Source organism: Allobosea sp. P4_E12 (genome assembly GCF_056401655.1).
The window spans coordinates 20,231-46,839 of sequence record NZ_JBFUIY010000010.1 but is presented as its reverse complement, the minus strand read 5'-3'; the positions used below and the strand labels follow the sequence as shown (position 1 = coordinate 46,839).

Annotated in this window: 26 protein-coding genes; 9 read left to right on the top strand and 17 right to left on the bottom strand. The window is 64.3% G+C overall.

Annotation, left to right across the window (positions count from 1 at the left end):
• Position 1: 1 nt before the first annotated feature.
• On the bottom strand, positions 2-238 hold the full coding sequence (locus AC1DW9_RS14650) for a helix-turn-helix domain-containing protein (protein WP_069879946.1): 237 nt from the start codon (positions 236-238) through the stop codon (positions 2-4).
• A 9-nt stretch (positions 239-247) separates the two neighbouring features.
• Positions 248-814 (bottom strand): hypothetical protein, encoded by a 567-nt coding sequence (locus AC1DW9_RS14645; RefSeq protein WP_476775874.1) that lies wholly within the window; start codon positions 812-814, stop codon positions 248-250.
• Between the two features lie 91 nt (positions 815-905).
• Here AC1DW9_RS14645 and AC1DW9_RS14640 point away from each other — a divergent pair, with 91 nt between their 5' ends.
• Positions 906-1,499, top strand: coding sequence for a hypothetical protein (locus AC1DW9_RS14640; RefSeq protein WP_476769128.1), 594 nt, complete (start codon positions 906-908; stop codon positions 1,497-1,499).
• Positions 1,500-1,511: 12 nt separating this feature from the next.
• Here AC1DW9_RS14640 and AC1DW9_RS14635 read toward each other — a convergent pair whose 3' ends face one another.
• Complete coding sequence (locus tag AC1DW9_RS14635; protein ID WP_441506255.1) at positions 1,512-2,357, bottom strand: AAA family ATPase; 846 nt, start codon at positions 2,355-2,357, stop codon at positions 1,512-1,514.
• Between the two features lie 147 nt (positions 2,358-2,504).
• Here AC1DW9_RS14635 and AC1DW9_RS14630 point away from each other — a divergent pair, with 147 nt between their 5' ends.
• Positions 2,505-4,292 carry a cation:proton antiporter domain-containing protein gene (locus AC1DW9_RS14630; RefSeq protein WP_441506256.1) on the top strand — a complete coding sequence of 596 codons (1,788 nt, stop codon included), beginning with the start codon at positions 2,505-2,507 and terminating at the stop codon, positions 4,290-4,292.
• Here the strand turns inward: AC1DW9_RS14630 and AC1DW9_RS14625 are convergent.
• Positions 4,231-5,310 carry a glycosyltransferase family 4 protein gene (locus AC1DW9_RS14625; RefSeq protein ID WP_476775873.1) on the bottom strand — a complete coding sequence of 360 codons (1,080 nt, stop codon included), beginning with the start codon at positions 5,308-5,310 and terminating at the stop codon, positions 4,231-4,233. The two genes, AC1DW9_RS14630 and AC1DW9_RS14625, sit on opposite strands and share 62 nt — an antisense overlap.
• The gene (locus AC1DW9_RS14620; RefSeq protein WP_441506258.1) at positions 5,310-6,122 is read right to left on the bottom strand and encodes a UDP-2,3-diacylglucosamine diphosphatase; all 813 of its coding nucleotides are present in this window, start codon (positions 6,120-6,122) and stop codon (positions 5,310-5,312) included. The genes AC1DW9_RS14625 and AC1DW9_RS14620 overlap by 1 nt, the downstream gene beginning before the upstream one ends.
• A gap of 124 nt (positions 6,123-6,246) precedes the next feature.
• Between AC1DW9_RS14620 and AC1DW9_RS14615 the strand changes: the two genes are divergently transcribed.
• The 3 genes from AC1DW9_RS14615 (at position 6,247) to AC1DW9_RS14605 (ending at position 8,960) form a co-directional block, all read left to right on the top strand.
• Entirely contained in the window at positions 6,247-7,026 is a 780-nt protein-coding gene (locus AC1DW9_RS14615) for an SDR family oxidoreductase (RefSeq protein WP_441491527.1), read from the top strand.
• Between the two features lie 227 nt (positions 7,027-7,253).
• Entirely contained in the window at positions 7,254-8,177 is a 924-nt protein-coding gene (locus AC1DW9_RS14610; protein ID WP_441506259.1) for a DMT family transporter, read from the top strand.
• A 162-nt stretch (positions 8,178-8,339) separates the two neighbouring features.
• Positions 8,340-8,960, top strand: a complete 621-nt coding sequence (locus AC1DW9_RS14605) for a helix-turn-helix domain-containing protein (protein ID WP_043237595.1) — start codon at positions 8,340-8,342, stop codon at positions 8,958-8,960.
• Between the two features lie 137 nt (positions 8,961-9,097).
• On the opposite strand, the gene AC1DW9_RS14600 is transcribed toward AC1DW9_RS14605, so the two are convergent.
• The 9 genes from AC1DW9_RS14600 to lysM all read right to left on the bottom strand — a co-directional run bounded on the left by AC1DW9_RS14600 (position 9,098) and on the right by lysM (position 17,760).
• Complete coding sequence (locus tag AC1DW9_RS14600) at positions 9,098-10,027, bottom strand: c-type cytochrome (protein WP_441491529.1); 930 nt, start codon at positions 10,025-10,027, stop codon at positions 9,098-9,100.
• A 149-nt stretch (positions 10,028-10,176) separates the two neighbouring features.
• Positions 10,177-10,611 carry a c-type cytochrome gene (locus tag AC1DW9_RS14595; RefSeq protein WP_476769124.1) on the bottom strand — a complete coding sequence of 145 codons (435 nt, stop codon included), beginning with the start codon at positions 10,609-10,611 and terminating at the stop codon, positions 10,177-10,179.
• Positions 10,612-10,894: 283 nt separating this feature from the next.
• A complete protein-coding gene (locus tag AC1DW9_RS14590; RefSeq protein WP_441491531.1) occupies positions 10,895-11,332 on the bottom strand; it encodes a c-type cytochrome in 438 nt (145 codons plus the stop codon).
• Between the two features lie 131 nt (positions 11,333-11,463).
• A complete protein-coding gene (locus AC1DW9_RS14585; protein WP_476775872.1) occupies positions 11,464-13,773 on the bottom strand; it encodes a xanthine dehydrogenase family protein molybdopterin-binding subunit in 2,310 nt (769 codons plus the stop codon).
• 126 nt (positions 13,774-13,899) lie between these two features.
• Positions 13,900-14,220 (bottom strand): rhodanese-like domain-containing protein, encoded by a 321-nt coding sequence (locus AC1DW9_RS14580; protein WP_441506262.1) that lies wholly within the window; start codon positions 14,218-14,220, stop codon positions 13,900-13,902.
• Between the two features lie 10 nt (positions 14,221-14,230).
• Positions 14,231-15,550 carry a TRAP transporter large permease gene (locus tag AC1DW9_RS14575; RefSeq protein WP_441506263.1) on the bottom strand — a complete coding sequence of 440 codons (1,320 nt, stop codon included), beginning with the start codon at positions 15,548-15,550 and terminating at the stop codon, positions 14,231-14,233.
• Positions 15,547-16,023 (bottom strand): TRAP transporter small permease, encoded by a 477-nt coding sequence (locus AC1DW9_RS14570; protein ID WP_441506264.1) that lies wholly within the window; start codon positions 16,021-16,023, stop codon positions 15,547-15,549. Before AC1DW9_RS14570 ends, AC1DW9_RS14575 begins: the two co-directional genes overlap by 4 nt.
• Positions 16,024-16,059: 36 nt before the next feature.
• Positions 16,060-17,112, bottom strand: coding sequence for a TRAP transporter substrate-binding protein (locus AC1DW9_RS14565; protein WP_441506265.1), 1,053 nt, complete (start codon positions 17,110-17,112; stop codon positions 16,060-16,062).
• Positions 17,113-17,319: 207 nt separating this feature from the next.
• Positions 17,320-17,760, bottom strand: a complete 441-nt coding sequence (gene lysM, locus AC1DW9_RS14560; protein WP_043237577.1) for a peptidoglycan-binding protein LysM — start codon at positions 17,758-17,760, stop codon at positions 17,320-17,322.
• 195 nt (positions 17,761-17,955) lie between these two features.
• Here lysM and AC1DW9_RS14555 point away from each other — a divergent pair, with 195 nt between their 5' ends.
• Together AC1DW9_RS14555 and AC1DW9_RS14550 are read left to right on the top strand one after the other, a co-directional pair.
• The gene (locus AC1DW9_RS14555) at positions 17,956-18,384 is read left to right on the top strand and encodes a GlcG/HbpS family heme-binding protein (RefSeq protein ID WP_441506266.1); all 429 of its coding nucleotides are present in this window, start codon (positions 17,956-17,958) and stop codon (positions 18,382-18,384) included.
• Positions 18,385-18,510: 126 nt separating this feature from the next.
• Positions 18,511-19,581, top strand: coding sequence for an NAD(P)/FAD-dependent oxidoreductase (locus AC1DW9_RS14550; RefSeq protein WP_441506267.1), 1,071 nt, complete (start codon positions 18,511-18,513; stop codon positions 19,579-19,581).
• 195 nt (positions 19,582-19,776) lie between these two features.
• Here the strand turns inward: AC1DW9_RS14550 and AC1DW9_RS14545 are convergent, their stop codons facing one another.
• Both AC1DW9_RS14545 and AC1DW9_RS14540 read right to left on the bottom strand, forming a co-directional pair.
• Positions 19,777-22,233 (bottom strand): hypothetical protein, encoded by a 2,457-nt coding sequence (locus AC1DW9_RS14545; RefSeq protein ID WP_476775871.1) that lies wholly within the window; start codon positions 22,231-22,233, stop codon positions 19,777-19,779.
• Positions 22,234-22,401: 168 nt separating this feature from the next.
• Complete coding sequence (locus AC1DW9_RS14540) at positions 22,402-23,637, bottom strand: urate hydroxylase PuuD (RefSeq protein ID WP_476769351.1); 1,236 nt, start codon at positions 23,635-23,637, stop codon at positions 22,402-22,404.
• Positions 23,638-23,808: 171 nt separating this feature from the next.
• Here AC1DW9_RS14540 and uraH point away from each other — a divergent pair, with 171 nt between their 5' ends.
• A complete protein-coding gene (gene uraH / locus AC1DW9_RS14535) occupies positions 23,809-24,165 on the top strand; it encodes a hydroxyisourate hydrolase (RefSeq protein WP_441491541.1) in 357 nt (118 codons plus the stop codon).
• Between the two features lie 128 nt (positions 24,166-24,293).
• Positions 24,294-25,718: an allantoinase PuuE gene (gene puuE, locus AC1DW9_RS14530; protein ID WP_441506270.1), complete on the top strand. Its 1,425-nt coding sequence runs from the start codon at positions 24,294-24,296 to the stop codon at positions 25,716-25,718.
• A 6-nt stretch (positions 25,719-25,724) separates the two neighbouring features.
• Here puuE and AC1DW9_RS14525 read toward each other — a convergent pair whose 3' ends face one another.
• Entirely contained in the window at positions 25,725-26,486 is a 762-nt protein-coding gene (locus tag AC1DW9_RS14525) for an SDR family NAD(P)-dependent oxidoreductase (RefSeq protein WP_441506271.1), read from the bottom strand.
• Positions 26,487-26,609: the final 123 nt, after the last annotated feature.

Here is a 26,609-nt window from a genome sequence, read left to right as displayed (position 1 = left end):
CTCAAGCCTCTGCGCCTCCACCCTCCTCCTCTTCGCCCGGCTCGTAGCGCAGCAGGTCGCCGGGCTGGCATTGGAGCGTGTCGCAGATGCGCGAAAGCGTATCGAAACGCATGCCACGGACCTTCCCGGACTTGAGCTGAGACACCTGCTGCTCGGTCAGGCCGATGCGCTGGGCAAGTTCCTTCGAGCGCATCTTTCGACGCGCCAGCATGACATCGAGTTCGACGATGATCGGCATCGCCCTGTCCTACACGAAACTCTGATTCTCGTCAGAGAGGCGCATCGCCTCGCGCAGCACCAGCCCGAAGGCGACAAGGACAGCACCTGCAGCCAGCGCGCCGAACATGCCGGGATCGAGCGTGATCGCAAGCTGCCTGCGGCCGGCCGGATTGTCATAGGTCAGCGCCACGCTCTGCAGGGCGCGCGCAATCGGGGTCGCCGCACCAAACAGAATGAGCAGCCAGCCGATCCGGCTGAGCTCGACGGCATTGACGACTTCAAGGACCCGTCCCTTTCCGAAGCGCCCAAACAGGTTTGCGAGACGCAGCATCGCGTAGATAAACAAGCCAGCCGGAACGGTGGCGACAGACAGGGCGAGCCAGTAGCTGCGCATCGCCGTCGTCAGCGGCGCGACAGTTACGCCAATCGTGCCGCGCGCATGATTGGCGAGGCTTTCAGGGTCGCTCCACAGCCAGGCCATGCCGAATCCCATGAGCAATGCTGCGGCATAGCTGGCGAGGCGTGCTGCCATGCTGACGCGCTTCAGCGTGGCCAACGGCGCATCGCTCGACCTCAAAGTGTTCTCCGCGCTCATCTCATTCTGCCCTCGATTGACAAAATTAAACTAATAGATGAATTTTTGAATGTCCAGGCCATATTCCCATTTGAAATTGACGAGCCTCACCATGCGCCCTTCCCTGTTCGCTTCCATGATCGCAGCCGCCCTTGCCGGCGCGTGCGGCCATGTCCCGCTGAGTTCCCTGCCGAAATTGTCGCGCATCGACATGCGCAGCACGACTTTGGCCGATCTGCGTGCCGCCATCAGCCTGCCGTCCGACATCCGCCCCCTGCCGGGCGGCGTCACCATGACGATCGTGGTCTCCCCCAAGGGCGGCGGGCGCCATGAGCGCAAAGTGGTGCTGGAAGAAGTGCGCGACGCCACCGAGCTCGCCGCATTGCCGGTCATGACTTCGCCGGGACGGCGTCTGGCCGTGTTCCGGCTTAGCCCCGCGGATGCAACCAAGCTCTCGGTGTTCCGCGAGGAACTGCTTGTCGGGGTCGGCAACAGCGGCAATCGCGGTTCCCTGGCGCTAAACGCGGACAAGGCCTGCCGTACGGGAGAGCTCGGCGACAAGCCAATCCTGATGACGAGCTATCTGAAGACGTCGGAAACGCAGGACTACGTCGTCGTGGCGCGCGATTTCGATCTGCGCGAAGCCGTGCGCGAGGTCGATGCCAAGATCGATCTCGCGGTGGCGATCCCGCCTTGCAATCCCTGAGCGGTCAGCCGCTCAGCGGCTCTCCCGCCTCACCATGAAGGCGAGCTTCTCGAACAGGCTGACATCCTGCTCGTTCTTGAGCAGCGCTCCGTGCAGGGGCGGGATCAGCTTGCGCGGGTCGCGCTCACGCAGGACCTCGGGGCCGATATCCTCGGCGACCAGCAGCTTCAGCCAGTCGAGCAGCTCCGAGGTCGAGGGCTTCTTCTTGATTCCCGGAACTTCGCGCACCTCGAAGAAAAGGCGCAGCGCCTCCTCCATCAGCCGCTTCTTGATGCCGGGGAAATGCACTTCGACGATCGCCTGCATCGTCTTCGTATCGGGGAAGCGGATGTAGTGGAAGAAGCAGCGGCGTAGGAAGGCGTCCGGCAGTTCCTTCTCGTTGTTGGAGGTGATGATCATCACCGGGCGCTGCGCGGCCCGAACCGTCTGGCCCGTCTCGTAGACATGGAACTCCATGCGATCGAGCTCGAGCAGCAGGTCGTTGGGGAACTCGATATCGGCCTTGTCGATCTCGTCGATCAGCAGCACGGGTCGTTCGCCCGAGGCGAAGGCTTCCCAGAGCTTGCCGCGCTTGATGTAGTTGGAGATATCGGACACCCGCGGGTCGCCGAGCTGGCTGTCGCGCAGACGGCTGACCGCGTCATACTCGTAGAGACCCTGCTGGGCCTTGGTCGTCGATTTGATGTGCCAGGTGATCAGCGGCGCCTTCAGGGCCGATGCGATCTCCTCCGCCAGCACGGTCTTGCCGGTGCCCGGCTCTCCCTTGACCAGCAGAGGCCGCTCCAGCCGGATCGCCGCGTTGACAGCGACGGTGAGATCCTCGGTCGCGACATAGGAATCGGTGCCGGCAAAACGCATGGAAACCCCTTCGAACAATGCGGGCGGAAGCTACGGGCCGTCTCCGCCAACGGCAAGTTTTTTGCTGGGGTCCGCACAAGCGCTTGTATCGCAAGCTCTTGGACCGCAAACATGATTCGCCCCCTGAATCGGCAACGCGAGGATAGCTTGGCAGCCACGATCGACCCCTCGGCCTATAAAGACGCCATCGTCGTCCTCGCCACGGCCGGCGTAATCGTGCCATTTGCCAAGCGCTTCCGCGTCAATTCGATTGTCGCCTTCATGGCCTGCGGCGCGCTGCTCGGCCCCTTCGGATTGGGCGGCCTCGTCTCTTCGGTGCCGCTGCTGCGCACGATCACCGTGTCCGACTCGAGCACATTGACCGGCCCCGCCGAAATCGGCGTTGCCTTCCTGCTCTTCGTCATCGGGCTCGAGCTCTCCTTCGAGCGCCTGATGACCATGCGCAGGCTGGTCTTCGGCCTCGGGCTCGGGCAGGTCGCGCTGTCTGCCGCAATCATCGGCGGCGGCGCCTTCCTGCTGAAGCAGCCCGCTGCGGCGGCCTTGATCATCGGCTTCGGCCTCGCCCTGTCCTCGACCGCCATGGTCGTCGAACTGCTCTCGGCCAAGCGCCGCATGATGACCTCGGCCGGGCGCACCAGCTTTGCGATCCTGCTTTGCCAGGATATCGCGGTCGTGCCCTTGCTCTTCCTCATCGCCGTCCTCGGTGCGCAGAATGGCGGCTCGCTGATCGCCGGCCTTGCGCAGGCGCTCGTGCACGCCTTCGCAGCGATTGCCGGCATTGTGGTGGTCGGGCGGCTGGCGCTTCGTCCGCTCTTTCGCCTTGTCGCCTCGACGGACAGCTCCGAGAGCTTCCTTGCCGCAACTCTGCTGGTGGCACTCGGCACGGGACTTGTGGCGGCAACAGCTGGCCTCTCCATGGGCCTCGGCGCCTTCATCGCCGGCCTGCTCCTGGCCGAAACCGAGTATCGGCGCGCCATCGAAGTCACGATCGAGCCGTTCAAATCCCTGCTGATCGGCGTCTTCTTCCTGATCGTGGGCATGAGTGTCGATCCCGCGCAGCTTGCAGCCCAGCCCGCAATCATCCTCGGCATCGCGGCCGGCCTTCTCCTGACCAAAGTGCTGGTTGTGCTGGGCCTGGCCCGGCTGCTGGCTCTCTCCGTCCCGACAGCGCTCGAGACCGCGATCATGGTCGCTCCGGGCGGCGAATTCGCCTTCGTGCTGCTCAATGCGGCTGTCGGCGCGAAGCTTGTTGACCAGCACGCGGCAAGCCTCGTGCTTGCCGCGGTGTCCCTCACCATGGTGGCGCTGCCATTATTGGCTCGTGTAGCACGCCATATGGCGGCGCGTTTCGCGCCGCCGGTGATACTGCCTGAGGAGGCTACGATCCTGCCGCCCGACGATCATGCGGGGCGTGCGATCGTCATCGGCTGCGGCCGGGTTGGCAGGCTCGTCGGTTCGATGCTGGAAGAGCACAAGAAGCCCTATATCGCGCTCGACTCCGACCCGATCCTGATCGCCGGCCAACGGCGCGCTGGCCGACCCGCCTTCTTCGGCGACGCGACCAAGCCCGACTTCCTGAAACTCTGCGGCGTGGTCGACGCAAGCGCCCTGATCGTCACGATCCACAACCACCGTGCGGTCGATGAGATCGTCAAGGCGGCAAGGGCTCTGCGCCCCGATCTCGTCATCGTGGCGCGCGCCCGCGACGCCGCCCATGCCCGGCATCTCTATGAACTCGGCGTCAACGACGCAGTGCCGGAGACCATCGAGGCCAGTCTGCAATTGTCGGAGGCAGCACTTGTCGGCCTTGGCGTGCCAATGGGCCTCGTCATCGCCTCCGTGCACGAAAGAAGGGATGTGTTTCGGCGCGAACTCAAGCCCGCTGCCGCTCCTGCGCCTGCGCTTCCCCGGCACGGGCGTTCGCGAAGGTTGTAATGCTCTGGACCGGAGCGCGCCGGGAAATCCGCTGGATATGCCCGTAGAACTGCTCGGCACTGCTCTGCCAGCTATGGCCTGCGGCAAGTCCCAGGCAAGCTTCGCGCGGGATGCGCAAGGCCGCTAGCGCTGCGCGCCGCAGATCCTCGTCCAGCACGGCGGCACCACTGCCGGCAAAGACATCGCTCGGCCCCTGCACCGGAAAGGCGGCAACGGGCAGCCCGCTTGCCGCGGCTTCGAGCAGCACGATACCAAAGGTGTCGGTCAGACTCGGAAAGACGAAGACATCCGACGACGCATAGATCGCGGCCAGGTCGTCGCCCTCGCGCGTGCCCAGGAATGTCACATCCGGGAAGGCCCGCTGCAGATCCGCGCGCGCCGGGCCATCGCCGACGACGACCTTGCTGCCGGGCAGGCGCAGCGACAGGAAGGCATCCAGGTTCTTTTCGACCGCGACGCGCCCGACGCTGAGGAAGATGGGACGCGGCAGGTCGAGCACGCTTGCCTGGCGCGGATGGAACTGCTGGAGATCGACGCCTCGCCCCCAGCGCAGAATGCGCTCGAACCCGTTCTCCTTCAGTTCGGCCTCGACTGTCGCGGTCGAGACCATGACCCCGGCAGCCGCCCCATGGAACCGGCGCAGGAACTGGTAGCTCCAGCGTTCCGGGATGGGCCAGCGGGCCGCGACATATTGCGGGAACCTTGTGTGGTAGCTCGTCGTGAACGTCCGCTTCTGTGCGAGGCAGACGGCGCGGGTCAGCCAGCCGATCGGCCCTTCCGTCGCGATATGGATGTGGTCCGGCCCAAAATCGGTGATGCGCCGGGCGATGGCGCCCTGCGTTGCCAGCGCGATGCGGATATCGGGATAGGATGGCAAGCCGATCTGCCGAAATCCGTCGGGCGTCAGCATATGCGGCGTCACACCGAATGACGGTCCTGCCTCGACCATCTGCTCCAGCGACCGGACGACCCCATTGATCTGGGGGCGCCAGGCGTCCGTCGCGATGAGGACGCGCATCAGGCGGCCTCGCTGACCAGAGCCGGCAGCGGGATCGGCCGCACGGGCTCGCTCTTGAGCCGGTATTGCGGCCAACGAATGACCTCGAAGCGGCCGTCATGATGCTCGACCACAGCCGTGCAGCTTTCGACCCAGTCGCCCGTGTTGATGTAGGTGAGCCCGTCGATCTTGCGATGTGCGGCGTGATGGATATGGCCGCAGACGACGCCGTCTGCACCATGGCGGCGGGCCTCGGCGGCAAGGCAGGTCTCGAACTCGCCGATATAATTGACCGCATTCTTCACCTTCTGCTTGGCCCAGGCCGAGAGCGACCAGTGCGGCAGATGGAAGAGGCGACGGACCTTGTTGACGACCGTATTGGACGCAAGCGCAACCGTGTAGGCCCAGTCGCCCAGCAGGGCGAGCCATTTTGCGTTGCGCACGACCAGATCGAACAGATCGCCATGGATCACCAGCAGGCGCTTGCCGTCAGCGGTTTCATGCAGCGCATGGTCGGCGATGTGGATTCCGCCGAACTCGCTTCCAGTGAAGTCGCGGAGGAAATCGTCGTGGTTGCCGGTGATGTAGATCAGCCGCGAACCCTTGCGCACCTTGCGCAAGAGCTTCTGCACGACGTCGTTATGCGCCTGCGGGAAGTACCAGCCGCTCTTCAGCCGCCAGCCGTCGATGATGTCACCCACGAGATAAATCTGCGGAGCATCATAGGCCCGCAGGAATTCGAGCACGAGATCGGCCTGTGCTCCTCGCGTTCCCAGATGCAGGTCGGAGATGAAGATGCTGCGAACCTGCTTCGCCTCGTCCTCGTCGCTCATGCCGCCAGCCCATCTTGTTGCATTGCTTGCGGCGTGTGTCTGATTTGCATTGCGCTTTGATGACGCAGAACTCAATCCGTGGTTCTGCTCAGCTGAACATCAGCGAAAGCTCGGGAGAAACGCGATGGATTTGGGTATTGCCGGCCGTACGGCCATCATTTGCGCCTCGAGCAAGGGGCTTGGCCGCGGCTGCGCCGAGGCCCTCGCAGAGGCCGGATGCACCGTGGTCATCAACGGCCGCGACGCGACCACGCTGGAGGCCACGGCAAGCCAGATCCGGGCCAAGTATGGTGCAACCGTGATCGCGGTCGTTGCCGACGTCTCGACCCGCGCAGGTCAGGACGCGCTGCTCGCCGCCGCGCCGGAGCCGGACATCCTGGTCAACAACAATGGCGGCCCACCGCCGAAGCCGTTCCGCGAAGTCTCGCGCGAAGCGCTACTCGAAGGCGTCATCCAGAACATGGCGACGCCGGTCGAACTGATGCAGCGTGTCGTCGACGGCATGATCGCGCGCGGCTTCGGCCGCATCGTCAACATCACCTCGATGAGCGTGCTGACCCCCTTGACCGGGCTCGATGTCTCGTCGGGCGCACGCGCCGGTCTGACCGCCTTCTTCTCCGGCGTCGCCCGCGAGGTCGCATATGCCAACGTCACCATCAACAACATCCTGCCCGGCATGTTCGATACCGATCGGCTGAAGGGCTCGACCACCAAGATGGCGGCGATCAAGGGGATCACGCCCGAAGAAATGACGAAGGGCCGCATGGCCGAAATCCCGGCGAGGCGCTTCGGCAGCGCCGAGGAGTTCGGCAAGGCCTGCGCCTTCCTGGCAAGCGCCCATGCCGGCTACATCACCGGCCAGAACCTGCTGATCGACGGCGGCGTCTTCAAGGGAACGTTCTGAGACGCGGCAAGGCCAGCATCTGCCCCGGTGAGCCTTGCTGTCCGGGGCAGGAATTCTCTCCCAGTTCCTGCCGCGCAAGACCCGCATCCAGCACGCTTCCCCGGCACGCATGCGCCGCCGCGGGCATCAGGGTTGCAAGCATTGCGCTTGGACCGGACGCGCGAACGTGATCTAGAGGGACAAGTCTTTTATAAGACTCTCTCCCCCGACACGTACGCGCAGCACCGTTGTCTCCTCTCCTCGGCATCACGCTCAAGCTGATCTCGGCTTTGTCCTTCACCCTGATGTCGGCTGGCATCAAGGCGATCGCGGCCCGTTATCCGACAGGGGAACTCGTCTTCGTCCGGTCCTTCTTCGCGCTGATCCCGCTGCTGCTCTGGCTCGGCTGGCGCGGCGAAATTCCTGCTGCCCTGAAGACCAAGAATCTGCGCGGCCATTTCAAGCGGGGGGTGATCGGTTCGACCGGCATGTTCTGCGGCTTCGTAGCCTTGAGCTTTCTGCCGCTCCCGGACGCGGTCGCGCTCGGCTATGCCGCGCCGCTCGCAGTCGTCGTGCTTGCAGCTCTGGTGCTGAAGGAGCGTGTCCGCATCTATCGCTGGAGCGCGGTGACGATCGGCTTCATCGGCGTCCTGATCATGCTGTCCCCGCATCTGGGCAGTTTCCAGATCGCTGGCAGCAATGCACCGGCAATCGGCGCGGCCTTCGGCCTTGCCGGCGCCTGCTGCTCGGCTTTTGCCTCGATCGAGGTGCGGCAATTGACCATGACGGAGCGCACCGGCGCGATCGTCTTCTATTTCACGCTGATGACGACGACGCTCGGCCTCTTCACCATCCTGCTCGGCTGGCGCATGCCCGATCTTCAGGACGCCGCACTCATGGTCGCGATCGGCATTCTTGGCGGGCTCGGCCAGATTTTCCTGGTCCAGGCCTATCGCTACGGCGACGCTTCGCTGATCGCGCCGTTCGAATACTCGACGATGCTCTGGGCCGTTACGATCGGCTGGTTCGTCTTCGGCGACTGGCCGGCTTCAGCCGTGCTCATCGGCGCAGCCATCGTCATCGCATCCGGCATCTATGTGATCCTGCGCGAGAAGCAGCTCGGTCTGCTCAAGCGGGAGACGCGCGAGGTCGGCCCGACGCGGGCGACCTGAGAACACGGGCAGAATTGTGTGAAAGGCGCCCCGACGAAGCCGCCCTCGGCCGTCGCCCGCCCCTCTCCAGCTTGCTCCTTCCAACTGGAACAGGCATTGTCCGGTTAGACAAACGTTTGTTCGCTTCCGCAAACGATCAGCATTCGTGTGACAGGTATCAGGATGGGTATCGAGACCAAGGAACGTGGCGGGCGCGAGCTCGAATCCGGAGCCCAGGTCATCTCGGGCCAGCTCGGCAAGACGATCCAGCGCCTGCGCAAGGCCTATAATCTCTCGCTTTCCGAGCTCGCGGAGCAGTCGGGCGTTGCCAAGTCGATCATCAGCCAGATCGAGCGCAACGAAACCAACCCGACACTGGCGACGATCTGGCGGCTCTCGCAGGCCCTCGACATCTCGATCGAGCGCGTGCTGTCGAGCGGCGAAGAGGAAGCCTTCATCGACAAGACCACCCGCGCCGATACGCCGATTCTGGTCTCAGAAGACGGCAAGCTCAGGCTCGCCATCATCGGGTGGATCAAGACGGTCGAATGGCTGCAATGGTACGACGTACAGGCCGAGCCCGGCGGCGAGCTCGATTCCGAAGGTCATCAGCGCGGCTCGATCGAGTCGCTCTCCGTGACCTCCGGCGAGTTCGAGGTCGAGGTCGGGGACGTGATCCAGCGCGCCAAGGCGGGCGAGACGCTGCGCTACCGCTGCGACCGCCGCCATATCGTCCGCTGCGTCGGCGACCAGCCCGGTTCGGCGCTGATGGTCTGCATCCTCAAAGCGGCGGTGATGGAGTAGACGCTAAAGCACCGGCCTGAAGAGTGGATTGCGGTCTCGCGAAGGCCGATCCAAACGCAGAAGGTTGGATCATCCCGGGCGGCCAAAGGCAGACCGGGATGACAGTGCGAGCGTAACCGCCAACGCGCCAATGCGGCTCACTCGGCCTTCTTGGGCCGCGGCGGGCCGGCGACCGCCGGCAGCGACTTGATGAACTCCGCCATCGCCATCCGATCGGCATCTGACAGCTGTGCGGTGTTGCGCACCACCGCCGCCATGCTGCCGCCGACGCTGTCGAAGCTCGGAGTAAAGCCGGTCTTGAGCATCTCGGCGATCTCCGACTTCGACCAGTTCGCCAGCCCGTCCGCATGCTGCGTGATGTTCGGCACGAAGCCCTTGCCCTCCGGGTCTGGGCCACCGGCGAAGCGTGTCGCCGGAATGATCGCGCCCAGCGCATTGCGATTGGAATGGCATTCGGCGCAATGGCCCGGCCCCTGCACCAGATAGGCGCCCCGGTTCCACTCCTCGCTCTTCGTCGGGTCCGGCCGGAACGGCGTACCGTCGAAGAACAGCAGCTTCCAGCCCCCGACCGCGCGGCGGATGTTGAAGGGGAAAGGCAGATCGTGCCCCGGCGCACGTCCTTCGACCGAGGGCAGGGTGCGCAGGTAGGCGAAGAGATCGGCCAGGGCCTTGGGTGGCATCAGCCGATAGGAGGTGTAGGGAAACGACGGATAGTAATGCTGTCCCGACGGCGAGACACCGGTCGCCATCGCATCGACGAAATCCTTCACGCCCCAATTGCCGATTCCGTCCCGCGTGTGCGGTGAGATATTGGGAGCGTGAAACGTGCCGAAGGGCGAGGGCAAGGCAAGCCCGCCGCCAAGCCGGAGCTTGTCATCCTGACCGGGCGTTGCATGGCATGAAGAGCAGCCTCCCGCCGCAAAGAGCAGTTTGCCATTCTCGACATCCGGCGGCGGCAGAGTGCCGATCTCGGGCGCGGGCGAAACGACGCGCGGATCGGTGAGAACATAGAAGCCGGCTAGTCCCAACAGGATGAAAATGCCGAGCGTGAGAAATAGGCGGCGCATCAAGCGTTTCCCGGTTTGCTGGTGCCTCAACGCTCCGAGGATTCCAAAAGTTCGAAGCGCAGGTCTGACGAGAATGGGCGGGCCCATGGTGGAGCCCGCCCATCAACCCATGTTCGACCGCACGACGCAACCGCGCGGCGCAGCCGAGCTTACTTCTTGATGCGGTAGACCTCGTGGCAGGAGCCACAATTCTTGGTCGCGGCGCCAAAGGCCGCGCGGAAACCGTCAAGGTCCTTGGCAGCGGCAGCACCGGCCATGGCCTCGGTCTCGAACTTGGCGAGAGCGATCTTGAAGCCAGCCTGATCCTCCCAGATCTTTGGCGCGGCAGTGGTCTCGCCGCCGGTCTTGGCCGTCTCCGGGAACAGGGCAGGCAGCTTCTTGGCCGCGTCTGCATAGACCTTGAAGATATTCTGGACCTTGGCGGAATCGAAAGCTGCCTCGCCCTTGGCGATGGCCGCGCCCTCGCGCGTTGCCGCGCCAACGGCCTTCATCGCATCGCGGCGCTGGGCGATAGGGTCAGACTGCGCGACGACGGCCGAAAGGCCGAGAATGAGGCCAGCAGCAACGACTACGGTACGGATCATGCGCGACTATCCTTTTCGGGGAGATGCGGCGCCTGACAGGCACCGCTTAGAACCCTTCCAGATCAGCTCATTCGCATGACAGCGCCAAGTCGCATTTTCGTGAACGCACCGGAATTTAAGCAAATCTACCTGTCGCTGCCGCGGACAGGCGGCCGCCACGAACGTTGCGGGAGTTTGGAACGGCCGTAGTGCAGGGCAAAGACAAAAGGGCGGGCTCCAATATGGACCCCGCCCCTCACCTCATGTTCGACAAGGCGGCACCACCGCAGTGGCCCAGAGAAACCTATTTCTTGATGCGATAGACCTCGTGGCAGGCGGCACAGTTCTTGGTCACCGTTCCAAAGGCGGTACGGAAGCTGTCGAGGTCCGTGGTGGAGCTCGCCGCCGCAACGGTGGCCTCCGTATCGAGCTTGGCAAACCCAGCCTTGAAGCCGGCTGGATCCTCCCAGATTTTGGGTCCGGCCGTGCTCTCGCCACCCGTCTTGGCCGTATCAGGGAAAAGGCCCGGCATCTTCTTGGCGGCGGCCGCGTAGACCTTGAAGATCGTCTCGCTCTTGGTCGCGTCAAAGGCAGCCTCGCCCTTGGCCATGGCCGCGCCATCGCGCGTGGCGGCGCCGACCCCCTTCATCGTATTGCGACGCTCGGCAATCGGATCCGATTGGGCAATCACGGTCGAGAGCGTCACAACTAGGCCGGCAGCGACGAGTACGGTGCGTATCATGCGTAAGCCTCCTCCCGGAAAGCGCGGCGTCGAGCGCGCCGCTTAGAAGCGTTCCAGATCAGCCGATCCGCATCACGACGCCAAGTCGCATTTCCGTGATCACGTCGGAACGAGAGGGGCTTACGCCTGCGTCAGTGCTGATAGCCCGCAGCTCTCAATGCCCCGAAGACCTTCTTCGGCGTCGCGGGCATATCGATCGCCCGGATGCCGGCTGCACGGTCGAGCGCGTCCACCATCGCGTTCATCACCGCCGGGCAGGCCCCGATCGCCCCGGCCTCTCCGGCGCCCTTAACACCGAGCGCGTTGGTGACGCAGCGGACATTGCGGGTCTCGAAATGGAAGTTGGGAACGTCGACCGCGCGCGGCAGAGCGTAATCCATGAACGTCGCCGTCAGCATCTGGCCGGAGCTATCGAAGCGGATTTCCTCCATCAGAGCCTGGCCAATGCCTTGGGCGGCACCACCATGGACCTGGCCCTCGAGCATCAGCGGGTTCAGAGTCACGCCAAAATCGTCGACCACGACATAGTTGGCGATCTCGGTCGCGCCGGTACCGGGATCAACCTCCAGCTCGCAGATATGCGTGCCATTCGGATAGGTCGCTTCCGGTGGCGTCCAGCTCTGATGGACCCTGAGCTTGTCCGCCGTCGCTCCAGGCAGGGCGGCAATAGCCTTGAGGTCGAGCGCCTTGTCGGTGCCGACGATCCGCACCGCGCCATCGACGATCTCGAGATCACCGATACCGGCCTCGAGCTTTTCGGACGCGAGCTGCTTCAGGTTCTCGGTCAGGATCGAGGATGCCTTGTCGAGCGCAGCGCCCCCAACCGGAATGGAGCGCGAGCCGCCGGTGCCGGATCCGGTTTCGACCCGGTCGGTATCGCCCTGAACGACGCGGATGCGGTCCATCGGAATGTCGAGATGCTGCGCGACGAGCTGCGAGTAGGCCGTCTCGTGCCCCTGCCCGTTCGACTGGGTGCCGATCAGCACGGTCACCGTGCCGTCCTTCTCGAGGATGACGGTTGAACTCTCCGGGCCGCCGCCGCCGCAAGCCTCAATATAGCAGGCCATGCCGATGCCGCGGATCTTGCCGGCCTTGGTCGAGGCCTTGAGACGCGCCTTGAAGCCCTTCCAGTCGGCGACATCCATGGCGCGGCGCATATGCCCCTCGAACTCACCGGAATCATAGACTGGCCCGGTCTGGGTCGAATGCGGCATCTCCGCCGGCCTGACGAAGTTCTGCGCTCTGACAGCGTCCGGTGTCTTGCCGGTCTCGCGCGCGATGGCATCGACCAGCCGCTCGATCAGGTAGGCGGCCTCCGGACGCCCGGCTCCGCGATAGGCATCGACCGGCGTGGTGTTGGTGAAGACCCCACGGAAGCGCACATGCACGGCCGGGATATTGTAGCAGCCCGGCGTCATCGTCGTGCCGACCCAGGGGATGAAAGGCCCGTACTGCGAGAGATAGGCGCCCATTTCCGCAGCGAGATCGACCTTGAGGCCAATGAACCGGCCCTGCTTGTCGAGCGCCATCGTAGCCGTGGTCAGATTGGCGCGGCCATGCGTGTCGGCGAGGAAATGCTCGGTCCGGTCCGCGACCCAGCGCACCGGGCGTTTCAGCTTCTCGGCCGCCACCATGGTCAGGGGGTATTCGCGATACATGAAGATCTTGGTGCCGAAGCCGCCGCCGACATCGGGCGTGATGACGCGGATGCGCGAGGGGTCGACCTTCAGGATGTAGCCGGCGAGGATATCGCGCGTGCCATGGCTGCCCTGGCTGCCGAGCGTCAGCGTCCAGCGTTTCGAATCCTTGTCGTATTCGGCGATGCAGGCGCGCGTCTCCATGTAGTTGGAGGCGAGACGGTTGTTGACGATCGTGACGGAAACGATGCGATCGGCCTTGGCGAAAGCCTTCTCCGTCTTCTCCGCATTGCCCTGTTCGGCCTCGAACGCGACATTGCCCTCACGCCCCGGCCAGACCTGCGGTGCCTTTGGAGCGAGCGCTTCGGCGATACCGGTGATCGAGGGCAGGACCTCCCAGGCGATATCGATCGCCTCGGCTGCGTCGCGGGCCTGGCTCAGGGTCTCGGCAACGATGAAGGCGACCGCCTCGCCGACATGACGCACCGTGTCGGTCGGCAAGACCGGCACCGGATTCGGCTCCACCGGTTCGCCCGTAACCGTCGTGATCAAGCCTTTGCAGGGGATGTCGCCGAGATGCGCGACATCCTCGCCGGTCAGGATCAGCTTCACGCCCTTCATCTTGCGGGCGGTGTCCTTGTCCCGGATCGTGAACTTCGCATGAGCATATTGCGAGCGGAGCACGAAGGCATGCAGCGCTCCCTCGACGGCGATATCGTCGGTATAGCGCCCCGTCCCGGTAGTCAGGCGGTGATCCTCGACCCGGCGAATGGGCTGGCCGACTCCGAACTTCATGGGGCGCATGGGCTTACATCCTTGAAAGTACGAAAATCTCGAAACCGTCGCTTAGGAAACTGGAGCAGGATCGGCGTCGCGTCAGCCCCCCGGAGGCAGAAAGCTGCGATGCATGACGCGCAAGGCCCGGTCCTATTACTCGACGGGCTGGCCGTGCATCGCCCAGTCCTTGAAGCCACCGCGATAATGGCTGTCGATATCGAGCCCGGCCGACTGCGCGAATTCCAGAGCCCGCAGCGAGCGCACGCCGGCCGCGCAGGAGAACACGACGCGCTTTCCAGGCGGATTGGGCAGGTCGGCGGGGTTGAATTGGGACAGCGGCCGCGAGACCGAGCCGGGAATATGCCCGGCGGCGAATTCATGCGGCTCGCGCACATCCACGATCAGAATGGAATCAGCCGCAAGCCCGGCCTTGATGTCGTCGATATCGAGATCGTTCACGGTCACGGCTGCCATCCAGTCCAGGCTAATCCAGTAGCTTCACCAGATAGAGCGTGAGGGCTGGAAATGCCACCACGATGCCAAGCCGGATGATATCGGAGAGCACGAAAGGCAGCACCCCGCGATAGATCCGCGTGACCGGGACATCACGCGCCAGAGAAGCGACGACGAAGACGTTGAGGCCGATCGGCGGGCAGGTCATCCCGATCCCGACCACGATCAGGACGAGGATGCCGAACCAGATCGCGATATCGTCGACAGGCATGCCGAAATCGAGCGCGGTCACGATCGGGAAGAACACCGGCAGCGTCAGCAGGATCATGGCAAGTTCGTCCATGACGCCGCCGAGCACGATGTAGAAGACGAGCAGACCGACCAGGACCGAATAAGGCTGCCAGCCCGACGCCGCAATCATTTCGGCCGCAGCGGTCGGCACCTGGGTCAGCGCCAGGAAGGCGTTGAAGATCTCGGCTCCGAGCAGGATCGCAAAGATCATCGCCGAGGTCTCGGCCGTCTGCAGGATCGCCTCGCCGATCTCCTTCAGGCCCAGCGTCCGCCGGAACACGCCGATCATCAACATGACAAAGGCCCCGACCGAGGCCCCCTCTGTCGGGGTAAAGATCCCGCCATAGATGCCGCCGACCACGATCAGCGCGACTAGCATCGCCGGGATGACACCGAGCAGCGGACCAAGCCTGTCGCGCCAGGCGATCCGCTCATGCGCCGGACCAAGCGTGGCGTCGAGCCGGGTCATGAGCGCGATGGTGATGCAGTACATCGCGGCCGCCATCAGCCCCGGGATCAGGGCCGCCTTGAACAGCTTGGCAATGTTCTGCTCGGTCGAAATCGCGTAGACGACCAGGATCACCGAGGGGGGGATCAGGATACCGAGCGTGCCGCCGACGGCGGTGACACCACAGGCGAAGCCGGGGTCGTAACGGTAGTGCCGCAGCTGCGGCAGCGCCGCGCGCGCGAAGGTCGCCGTCGTCGCAACCGAAGACCCGCAAATCGCGCCGAAGCCCGTGCAGGCCCCGATCATCGCCATCCCGAGCCCACCACGGCGATGGCCGACAAAGGCCGACGCGGCCTTGAACAGGTCGGATGCCAGGCCCGATCGCTCGGCGAAAGCCCCCATCAGCACAAAGAGGGGAATCACCGACAGCGTGTAATTGGCGAAGATCTGATAGGGCGTCGTCTTGATGTAGTTGAGGAACGGCTCCAGCCCGTTGAGCTGGATGTAGCCGAGGCCACCAACCAGCATCATCGCCAGCCCGATCGGCAACCTGACGACCATCAGCGCGAGAAGCGCGACGAAGCCCGTGATGGCGAGGGTAAAGCCGCTCACGCGCGCGCCCTCACCAGCCGGCTGGCGCTGACGAACGAGGTCAGCGAAACCAGCGCGGCCAGCACGGCGCAGAGCGCGATCGGGAGATAGCTCGGCAGCTGCAGGACCATCGTGTTCTCGCCGCTCGCGAAGGCCGCCAGCGCACCGGCCGCGAGTCGCCAGGCGATCAACGCCATGACCAGCGCATAGACGATGTCCCAGAGCGCATCGATTGCCCTTTGCCAGCGCAACGGCAGTTTCAGCGTGAAGGTGTCGACGAAGATGTTGCCGCGCCGAAGCTGGCAATAGGGCAGAAAGCAGAAGGCGGCGATCGCCGTCGCCATCTGCACCAGCTCGAAATCACCCGGGACGCCGGCCGCGCCGATCAGGTCGCTGCGCAAGGTCACGCTGACGACCACCATGGTCGCCAGCGCAATCAGCAGAACGCCACCCGCGATGGCGATCCCACGCACCAGAGCATCGAAGCCCGGCATCGTTGCCTCCCGGCCGCTGACCGCCATGATGCGCCGTCAAGCCGCCTTCTCGTGCTTGGCAAGCGCCGCCTTGGCGCTCTCCAGCAGCTTCGCGCCGTCGAGCCCCTTGTCCTTGGCGGCCTTGATCCAGCCGTCGATCACCGGCTCGGTCGTCTTGCGCCAGCGCGCCGCTTCGGCTTCGTCGAGCATGGTGATGGTATTGCCGCGCTTGCGAACCATTTCGGATACCACGACCGCCTGCTCGTCCCAGACCCTGCCGGCCATGGCAGCCGCAACAGCCCCCGAGTTCTTGTCGAGAACCGCCTTCAGCTCGGGCGCGAGCGAATCGTATTTCGCGCGGTTCATCGCCAGGATGAAGGTCGCGACATAGAAGGTCGGCGAGCCCGGGATCTCGGTGTGATACTTCACCAGCTCCTGGACCTTGATCGACGGCACGACCTCCCACGGCACGACGCAGCCATCGATGACACGCTGCGCCAGCGATTCCGGCACCTGCGGGATCGGCATCCCGATCGCATTGGCACCGAGCGCCCGCAGCGCTTCGCCGGCAAGCCGGGTCGGGAAGCGCAGTTTCAGACCCTTCAGGTCCTCCATCGTCTTCACCTGCTTGTTGGCATGGATCAGCCCGTGATCATGCGCCCAGAAGCAGATCGGTTTGACGTCCTTGAACTCGTCCTTGAGGTTCTGCTCGGCGTAGTCCGTCAGCGCCAGCGAATTGACCAAGGCGCGCTTGTTCGAGACGAAGGGCAGCTCGAAGGCCTCGATGCCGGTGAACCGCCCAGGCGTATTGCCGGGCAGCGTCCAGACGATATCGGCAACACCGTCACGAGCCTGGTCGAACAGCTGCGGCGGCGTTCCGCCAAGCTGCATCGACGGAAAGATGTCGATCTTGATGCGGCCATTCGATTCAGCCGCGACCTTGTCGGCCCAGGGCTTCAGGAACTTGGAATGGCCATTGGCGACGGGCGGCAGGAAGTGATGCATCTTCAGCGTCACCTCCTGGGCATTGGCGCGACTGACACGCATCACGGCCGGCGCGGCAACGGCCGAGCCGGCAAGCGTCAGGAATTTGCGGCGATCAAAACTCATTCATCCCCTCCCCAGAGGCCTGCTCAGGCACAGCATGACGGGCCATTCCCATAAGGAATGCCCTGTCTGCCTTATTGGTATGACAGATGAGCGCCAAAGCGCGGCTGACGCAAGAGCCGTCCGCTTGAAATTGACGCGGTCTCGACGAGCATCAGAGCGGCATGCGGGCCATCCCGCATGCCGTTGCTTCAGTAACCCGAAAGCGGATCAGGCCTTGGGCGGAATACGCAGCACCCAGCCGGGCATGATTAGGTCGGGATTCTTCACCGGCGGCGTATTGGCCTTGACGATCTCGGTGTATTTCGCGCCCTGCCCCTTGCCGTAATGCTCCTCGGCGATCTTCCAGAGCGTATCGCCCTTCTTGACCGTGTAGAACACGGCAGCGGGCGCTTCCTTCGTGACCGCCAGCTCGGACTCGACCTGCGCGACGCCCGTCGTGTTGCCGAGCGCAAGAATGATCTTCTCGGCCTCTTCGGTAGAAACCGCCTTGCCGGACACCTTCACCTTGTCGCCATCGATCTGGATATTGACGTCGGAGGGCAGCCCGTGCCCGGCCAATTCCTTCTGCAGAGCGTCGGGCGTCGCCGCCTGTGCCGAACCACCGAAGATCTTCGCGCCGGCTTCCTTGATGAAACTGAACAGACCCATAGCTTATCCTCCAGTGTCGGGGCTGATATGAAGCCCGCTTGCCCCTGCAAGTTCAAGTTGAATTGCGTGATGCCGGCAAAGGGGGCGATATGCCGGCAGGTTTCACCATGACATGGCAGCTTGCGCGCTGCGGCAGCTTCCCTCCGTGCCCGCGGGCTGGCAAGAAGCTCGCGTCCTCAACGGAAGGCCCTTCCCATGCTTACCTTGGCCCAGGCCCAGACCATCCTCGCCAACACGCTCGCCCATGCCGAGAAATCCGGGTTTAAACCGCTCGCGATCGCCATCATCGATGCGCGGGGGGCCCAGAAGGCCTTTGCGGCGCAGGACGGCACCAGCCTGAAGCGCGGCGAGATCGCATTCGGCAAGGCGCATGGCTCCGTGGCGCTCGGCCTCGGGTCGCGCGCCCTGCACAAGATGGCGCTCGACCGCCCCTATTTCATTGAAGCAGCAACCCATGCGGTCGGCGGATCGCTCGTGCCGGTCCCGGGTGGTGTGCTCATGCGCGATGGGGCCGGCGTGCTGCTTGGCGCAATCGGAATCTCGGGAGACACCTCGGACAATGACGAGGCAGCGGCCATCGCCGGGATTATAAGCATAGGCCTTGTTGCTGACACGGGCGCCTGAAACAGGAAATTCTTCTCTTTTCCGGCTACCGCCTACGCTTGGGCGGGGGTTTTCATTGCATCGCAGCAGGATTTGCTGCATCGGCTCCCGCGCATGGCCGCAGGGAACACCCCGAGGGAATTCACGATGAGTGCCGAAATTGCCAACGAGAACGTCGCTGAGAGCGAGGTCATCGAAACCGACGTCGTGATCGTCGGCGCGGGTCCGTGCGGCCTGTTCGCGGTGTTCGAACTCGGTCTGCTCGATATCCGCGCCCATCTCGTCGACATCCTGCCGAAGGTCGGCGGCCAATGTGCCGAGCTTTATCCGGAAAAGCCGATCTATGACATTCCCGGTTTTCCGATGGTCACGGGACAGGGCCTGGTCGACAATCTGATCGAGCAGGTCAAACCCTTCGGCCCGACCTTCCATCTCAACCAGATGATCGAGTCGCTCGAGCCGACCGGCACGGCGGAGGCGCCGCGCTTCCGGGTGCGCACCGATGCCGGCACCGTCTTCAACACCAAGACGGTGCTCGTTGCCGCCGGGGGCGGATCATTCCTGCCGAAGAAGCCGCCGATCCCGGGGATCGAGGCCTATGAGGGCAACAGCGTCTTCTACGCCGTCCGGAAGATGGAAGCCTTCCGCGACCGCGAGATCCTGATCGTCGGCGGCGGCGATTCCGCGCTCGACTGGACCCTGAACCTGCAGCCCCTCGCCAAGCGAGTGACGCTGATGCACCGTCGCGACGATTTCCGCGCTGCGCCGCATTCGGTCGAGCAGATGCGGGCACTGGTCGCGGACGGTAGGATGGATCTGAGGATCGGTCAGGTCACCGGCCTGAAGGGCGACGGCACCGCACTGGAAGCCGCGATCTGTCGCGACAGTGCCAATGAGGCCTTCGAGGTCTCCTGCAATACCCTGCTGCCGTTCTTCGGGCTGACGATGAAGCTCGGACCGATCGCGAGCTGGGGGTTGAACCTGCACGAGAACCTGATCCCGGTCGACACCGAGAAATTCGAGACCAATGTGCCGGGCATCTTCGCCATCGGCGACATCAACACCTATCCCGGCAAGCTCAAGCTGATCCTCTCGGGCTTCCATGAGGCGGCACTCGCCGCCCAGAAGGTGCACCGTTATGTCTATCCGGAGAAGCGGTTGACCTTCCAGTACACCACCTCCTCGACCAGCCTGCAGAAGAAGCTCGGCGTCGCCTGAGGGCTAGGCGAGGCGAAACCCGCAAGGCTTCTCCTCGAGCAATTTGGGTCCGGCGATGCGTTCGTGTCGCCGGACCTTTCCTTTGGGGGGCGATCTGACGCATCGGCCCGAAAACTGGATTGCGACTTTCGGGAAAGCCGATCCAGTCGCGGAAAGGTAGACCATCGGACCGGATACGAAATCCGGTCCGATGATTTAGCGAACCAGGGTCGCAGTCTGCGGCGCTTGGCCGTGATCGCGGCTTTCGAACCAGCCGCCGTCTTCATAGAGACGTGGATTGGGCGTCGTGCCGGATCCCGCCGCCACGCGCGGCTCGGCAGCCGAAGGCGCCTCCTCGGGCACGATCGGTTCGACGCGATCGCGCAGCTCCGCGATGGCGCCCTCGACCGGCTTGAAACTGAAGCGCACCGTATGCGTCCCCGCCGGCACCTGCACGGCGCGAAACAGCACATTCGCCCTCAGGATATCGACGTCCGCGCCGTCGAGCTCCGCCCGCCACCATGGATGCCAGATGTCGTTGAGCAGGACGAAGCCAGGCCTGTCCGTCGTGACCGTGATCTCGACTTCGGTGTTCTGATAGCGCGTCAGCTTGACCTCGGCTTGCGCCGAAATCGGCCCTTCCGGCACCGCATCCGGCGGCACGCTATCGAGCAGCACAACCTGCTGCGGATCGATGTCTGGCCACTGGCCCGCAGATTTCATGCCGTCGAAATCGGCAAGCTGCCAGCCACCGACGAACATGGCGCGCGGCAAGGCCCGTGGGTTCTCGTAGATGTAGCCATCCCCCGTGAAGGCGACGAGCTTGAGATCATCGGATTTCAACGCGTGATCGACCTGGCCGATCGGAACCCGCGTCGCGATGTAGCGCAGGCCGAGGAGATCGGCGAGGCGGCAGCGATAGGAGGGAAAAAGCGGTGTAAACTTGCGCTGGTCCGGCGCAGCGATTGAGTCCCGCGTGCCGACCGCATCCGAGAAATCGGCCAGCCGCAACGGATTATAGCCGAGCGTATGGTCAAAGCCGTGAACCATCCCGACATTCGGCCATTCGAACCCCATGCCGAGCAACTCGACGCGGTCGCGGCGTGGCGAATCGGCCGGCTGGGCAACCAGTTGCTTGAGAATGTGGACGGTCTCGTTCTTCGTCTCCTGACGGAGCACGTCGTAGAGCTGCGGCGACAATGCAGTCGAGTCGTTGGGGCCGTTATTGACGCCAAGATCCGCGCCGACGACGCCGGCGACCAGGAGCACGCTGGCGAGCGGCGCCAGCGCGCCGCGCCAGCGCGTCAGCACGACCAGGACCAGCCCCGCACCCGCAAACCAGAAGGCCGCCGACAGGCTCGGCCACCAGGCGTCGGCAAGGTGCCCCTCGCGCTTCGAGATGAACAAGGCCGCGGCGACGAGCGCAGCGACGACCACTCCGGCAAAACCGAGATCGCGATACAGTGAACCGAGACGCTCCTCGCTCAGAATGCGATGCAGCACGTATCCTGCGAGCAGCGCACCAAGCGCGCCGATCAGGAAGGTCGCGTCGGCCGGGCGCCTGAAGACCTTCACGCCCGGCAAATACTCGTAAGCCGCCTGAAACAGCGGCGTGTAGCGCCCGAGCGCAAACAGAACCATGAAGACGAAGAGCAGCGTCAGCGGCCGGATGGCCTTGTCCCAGAGCCAGCCACGGCTCAGGCCCGGCGCGATCAGGAGCAACAGCGGCAGCGCCCCGACATAGACCTGCCCCATATTCTGCGACAGGAAGAGCTCCTTGGCATCCCAGGCCGGGCTGTAGGGGCCCCAGAAGTCCACGGCCGGATCGCGCGCGCCGAAAAGATCAGCCACGAAGGCGGTCAGCAGCGAGGCCGGATGCAGCGAGCCGCGCCCAGCTTCGATGAGATCGACCTCGGGACGAGTCGTCGCCTCGGCGAAAAGCCAGGTCCAGATCAGCGGCAGCAGAATCGTCGCTAGTCCCGCGATGCTCGCGACCGAAATCGGTGCGAGGCTCGCGCGGACGGCGGCCCAGCCGCCGGAGAACCAATGCGCGACGACCATTCCGATCAGCACATAGGCGCCCAGTAGGGCCACCTGGTCGGGCTCCAGCACCATCATGCCGGCGGCAAAGCCGGCGAGCGCGCCGGCGCGCAGCGACGAGCGCTGAAGCATGCGCGCCGTCAGCCAGAAGGCGATCGCAAAGAATGCGAGACTCGCGATCTGACCGACATGCTGCACACGCCAGGCCGCCGAAGCGCCAAAGGCGAAGGCGAGAGCGGCAAGCAGGCCGCCCGCCGGGTGCCAGCTGCGATCGCGGAAGAACATCAGGAAGGCGAGCCCGCCGGCGAGCAGGTGCGCCAGCACGTAGGCATCCACCATCCGGAAGCTCGGCGATGGCGTCAGCAGCGCGAGCAGGATGGCGGGCGAGAAGATAAGGGATTGCGGATCGGCAACCTGTGGCGAGCCGCCGAAGACATTATGCGTCCAGAATGGCGACTGGCCGCTATGCAGGGCCTGGGCGAGAAACTGAATCTGGGCCTGGAAATGCGCCTTGGCATCGAAGGGAATCGTGACCGCCCCCGAAAGCCAGGGCCAGCACAGGATGCTCCACGCACAAACAAATCCCAGGGCCGCCAGCCAATAGCCGGCGACCTGCCCTTCAAACCGCTTCACCCGGACCCCCAAGGTCCCCCGGCACGGACGGCCCCGTTGTGGGAACCTTCTTCCAGCCCAGTCAGTATTGCTGACCTTGCCAAGGCCCACGTGAACCGAAACTGAATGGGTTCACATTTTCGTGCGCCGGTCGAAAACAGGCTGAACGCTTTCGAAAGCCCGGAAGCCTCAGCGCTGCGCGGCGAGCCAGGCTCCGAGTGTGCGCCGCTCTGCATCCGTCATGCCGGTCAGGTTATTGGGCGGCATGGCATGGGTCATCACCGCCTGTGTCCGGATCGCGCGGGCCTGAACGGCGATCCGCTCCGGCTCATGCAGCCAGATTCCCTTGGGCGCAATCTGGATCCCGGGCCAGGATGGCTCCGGCGCGTGGCACATGGCACAGCGCCCGGTCACGATGTTGGCCACCTCGGCGGGCGGCAGGTTCATTCCCGCCAGAAGTGCCGGCCTGGCCGGTTCGATAGCCTTCAGGCCGAGCCGTTCGCGCCCGCCTGGTGACGATGCCATCGCCAACCAGAAGGCAAGCCAGAGCGCAACCAGTGCAACGGCCCAGGTCCACCATGGCGATTTCGCATGGTCGGCATGGCGGACATTGTAAAAATGCCGGATCAGCGCGCCGGCGATGATGATCAGCGCCACCAGGGCCGGAATGATCGCCGAATTCGCATAGGTGACGGGGTAATGGTTCGACAGCATCAGGAACAGCACCGGCAGGGTGATGTAATTGTTGTGCGTCGAGCGTTGCTTGGCCTGCTTGCCGAGTCTCGGATCGGGCTTCGCCCCGGCCGTCAATGCGGCGATGACCTTCCGCTGGTTCGGCATGATGATGAAGAAGACATTGGCGGTCATGATCGTCGCCATCAGCGCACCGGTATGGATCAGCGCGCCACGCCCGGAGAAGACCTGGCTGAAGGCGTAGGATGCGGCAATGACATAGCCGAAGCCGAGCAGGCCGAGCACGACCTCGTTCTTGCCCAGCGGGGACTTGCAGAGCCAGTCATAGAACAGCCAGCCCAGGGCCAGCGCGGCGATGCCGATCGCGCCCGCAGCGAAGGGCGATAGCGCCATGACCGCCGGGTCGATCAGATAGAGTTCCGACTGAGCGTAATAGACCCAGACCAGCAGGAAGAAGCCCGAGATCCAGGTCCAGTAGCTCTGCCATTTATGCCAGGTCAGCTCCTCCGGCATGCGCGGCGGGGCGACCAGATATTTGCGCATCTCGTAGAAACCGCCGCCATGCACCTGCCAGGCACGTCCTCCCTCACCTGCCGGGATATCGGCCTCGGGCCGCAGGGACGCGTCGAGATGGATGAAGAAGAAGGACGCGCCGATCCAGGCGATCGCCGTGATCACATGCAGCCAGCGCAGCAGCATGCCCCCCCATTCCAGCAGATAGGCGTCAAGCATGGGAAAGCCCCACTCCCCGAGGGCGCGCAATTGATTGACAGGGCCGAATCCGGGATGGAACCTTCATGATGCGTCCAGACTAGGGTTGGCCTTTTTCCGAACGCAAGCTTCGCCACGAGCAGCACACAGCATCAGCGGCTCGGCCCGCGCATTTTCAAGGGATTGGATGGGATGGGACGCCTCTCGACGCATGTGCTCGACACGGTCAATGGCAGGCCCGCAGCAGGTCTGACGCTCGCACTCGATCGCCTGACGCCCGATGGCAAGCGCGAGCGCATCATCGAGACCACGACCAATGCCGATGGACGCACCGACCAGCCTTTGCTCACCGGAGAGGCCGTCCTGCCCGGCACCTATGAACTGACCTTTGCGCTCGGTGCCTATTTTCGTTCACTCGGCACAACCATGCCGGAGCCGGCTTTCCTCGATGTCGTGCCGATCCGCTTTGGCATCGCTGACGCCGAAGGCCACTACCATGTCCCACTCCTGGCCTCGCCCTGGAGCTACTCGACCTACCGCGGCAGTTAAGGCATCGGCCCGAAAACCGGATTGCGGCTTTCGGTAAAGCCGATGCAACACAGAAGGCCAGACATCGCCGCCCGGCCTCAATCCTGGCGCCTCCCGCCAAATCAAGATCACCCTCGCGAGCATCAGCCATGAGCGACCAGACCTACCCCCGCGACCTCGTCGGCTATGGCCGCAATGCCCCGCATCCGCATTGGCCGGGCAATGCCCGCATCGCCGTGCAGTTCGTGATCAATTACGAGGAAGGCGGCGAGAACTGCATTCTGCATGGCGATGCGGCCTCGGAGGCCTTTCTCTCCGAGATCGTCGGAGCCGCGCCCTGGCCCGGCCAGCGCCACATGAACATGGAGTCGATCTACGAATACGGCTCGCGTGCCGGCTACTGGCGGCTTTGGCGCATGTTCACCGAACGCCACCTGCCGGTGACGGTGTTCGCCGTTGCGAGTGCGCTCGCGCGCTATCCCGAGATCGTCACATCGATGAAGGAGGCCGGCTGGGAAATCGCCACCCATGGGCTGAAATGGATCGACTATCGCAGCCTCCCCGCCGAGCAGGAGCGCGCCGATATCGATGAGGCGATTCGTGTCCAGCGCGCACTCACCGGCGAAAGACCGCTCGGCTTCTACCAGGGGCGTTCATCCGAGAACACGACGCCGCTGATGATGGAGGAAGGCGGCTTTCTCTACACCGCCGACGCCTACGCTGACGAACTGCCCTACTGGATCACCGGACCGAAGGGCCCGCAGCTCACGGTCCCCTATACGCTCGACGCCAACGACATGCGCTTCGCCACGCCGCAGGGCTTCAACACCGGCGAGCAATTCTTCACCTATCTCAAGGATTCCTTCGACACCCTCTACGCGGAGGGCGACGAGGCGCCGAAGATGATGTCGATCGGGCTGCATTGCCGGCTGGTCGGCCGTCCGGGCCGCGCCGCGGCGCTGGCCCGTTTCCTCGATTATGTCCGCAGCCATGACCGCGTCTGGGTCGCGACCCGGCTCGATATCGCCCGCCACTGGATCAGGCAGCATCCGCCGGCCGGGGGTTACCAGCCATCAAAGCTCCCGAAAGCCCTTTTCGCCGAGGTGTTCGGCCGGGTCTGGGAGCACTCGCCCTGGGTAGCCGAAACCAGCTATGACGCCGGTCTCTCGGCCCGCGAGGACAGCGCGGAAGGCCTGCACAGGGCAATGGCGAAGGCGATGCGCTCCGGTTCGCGCGACCAGCAGCGCGCGCTTCTCCTCGCCCATCCCGATCTTGCCGGGAAGCTCGCCGCCGCCAAGGAACTGACTCCGGAGTCGACGATCGAACAGGCCTCGGCCGGCCTCGACCGGCTGACCAGCGACGAGCGCGCACGCTTCACTGCGTTGAACGAAGCCTACAAGACCCGCTTCGGCATCCCCTTCATCATCGCAGTCAAGGGGCTCACCAAGAATGAGATCGTCGCTGCCTTCGAGGAGCGCCTGAAGAGCACCCCGGAGCAGGAATTCCTGACCGCGCTCGTCCAGGTGGAGAAGATCGCGCTGCTCAGGCTGCGGGATCTGTTGCCGGCGGGCTGAACTGCTCTACAGCCCGCTGACCAGATGGCCGCCATCGACGGCAACGACCGAGCCGGTCATGAAGCGGGCGGCGTCTGAGCATAGCAGCAGGAATGGGCCGTCGAGATCGGTGAGATCGGCGGCGCGGCGCATCGGGATGCGCTTGATCAGCGCCTTGCCCTCGTCGGTCTCGAAGAAGGCGCGATTGAGATCGGTGACGACATAGCCCGGCGCCAGCGCGTTCACCCTGATCTTGTGGCGCGCCCATTCCAGCGCCAGCGCCTTGGTCATCTGCACCAGTCCCGCCTTCGAAATCGCATAGGGCGCAACGCTGAGCGCCACGCGCTCGCCGAGGATCGAGGCGATATTGACGATGGCGCCGCCGCTTTCCTGCTGGGCCATCAAACGCGCGGCCGCCTGTGCGGCGAAGAAACAGCCCTTCAGATTGATGTCGAGATGCGCATCCCATTGCGCCTCGCTCAGGCTCAGCGCGCGCTCGGGATCGGCAACGCCGGCATTGTTGACCAGCAGATCGAGGCCGCCCATTGCAGCCTGCGCCTCCGGGATGCCGGTCTCGATCGCCGCGACCGATCCGATGTCGAGCGCGAGCGGCATCACCTTGCCCGGCAATCCGGCGCAGGAACGAGCCAGCTCGGACAACCGGTCGAGGCGGCGCGCAGCAGCAACGACATGCGCACCCCGCGCCGCGAGAAGCCGGGTGAAATACTCACCGAGCCCTGAAGACGCACCGGTCACCAGCACGCGCTTGCCCTGCAGATCCTCGAACATGCCGCTTCCTCACCGCTCCTCGATGCAACGCGAAGGGACACCGCCACAGTGCAGGGGTCAACCTGCCGATAGATGGCCCCTGGCGGCGGCGAACCGTGCTGCGCTGCGGAACAGGCCGGTCTC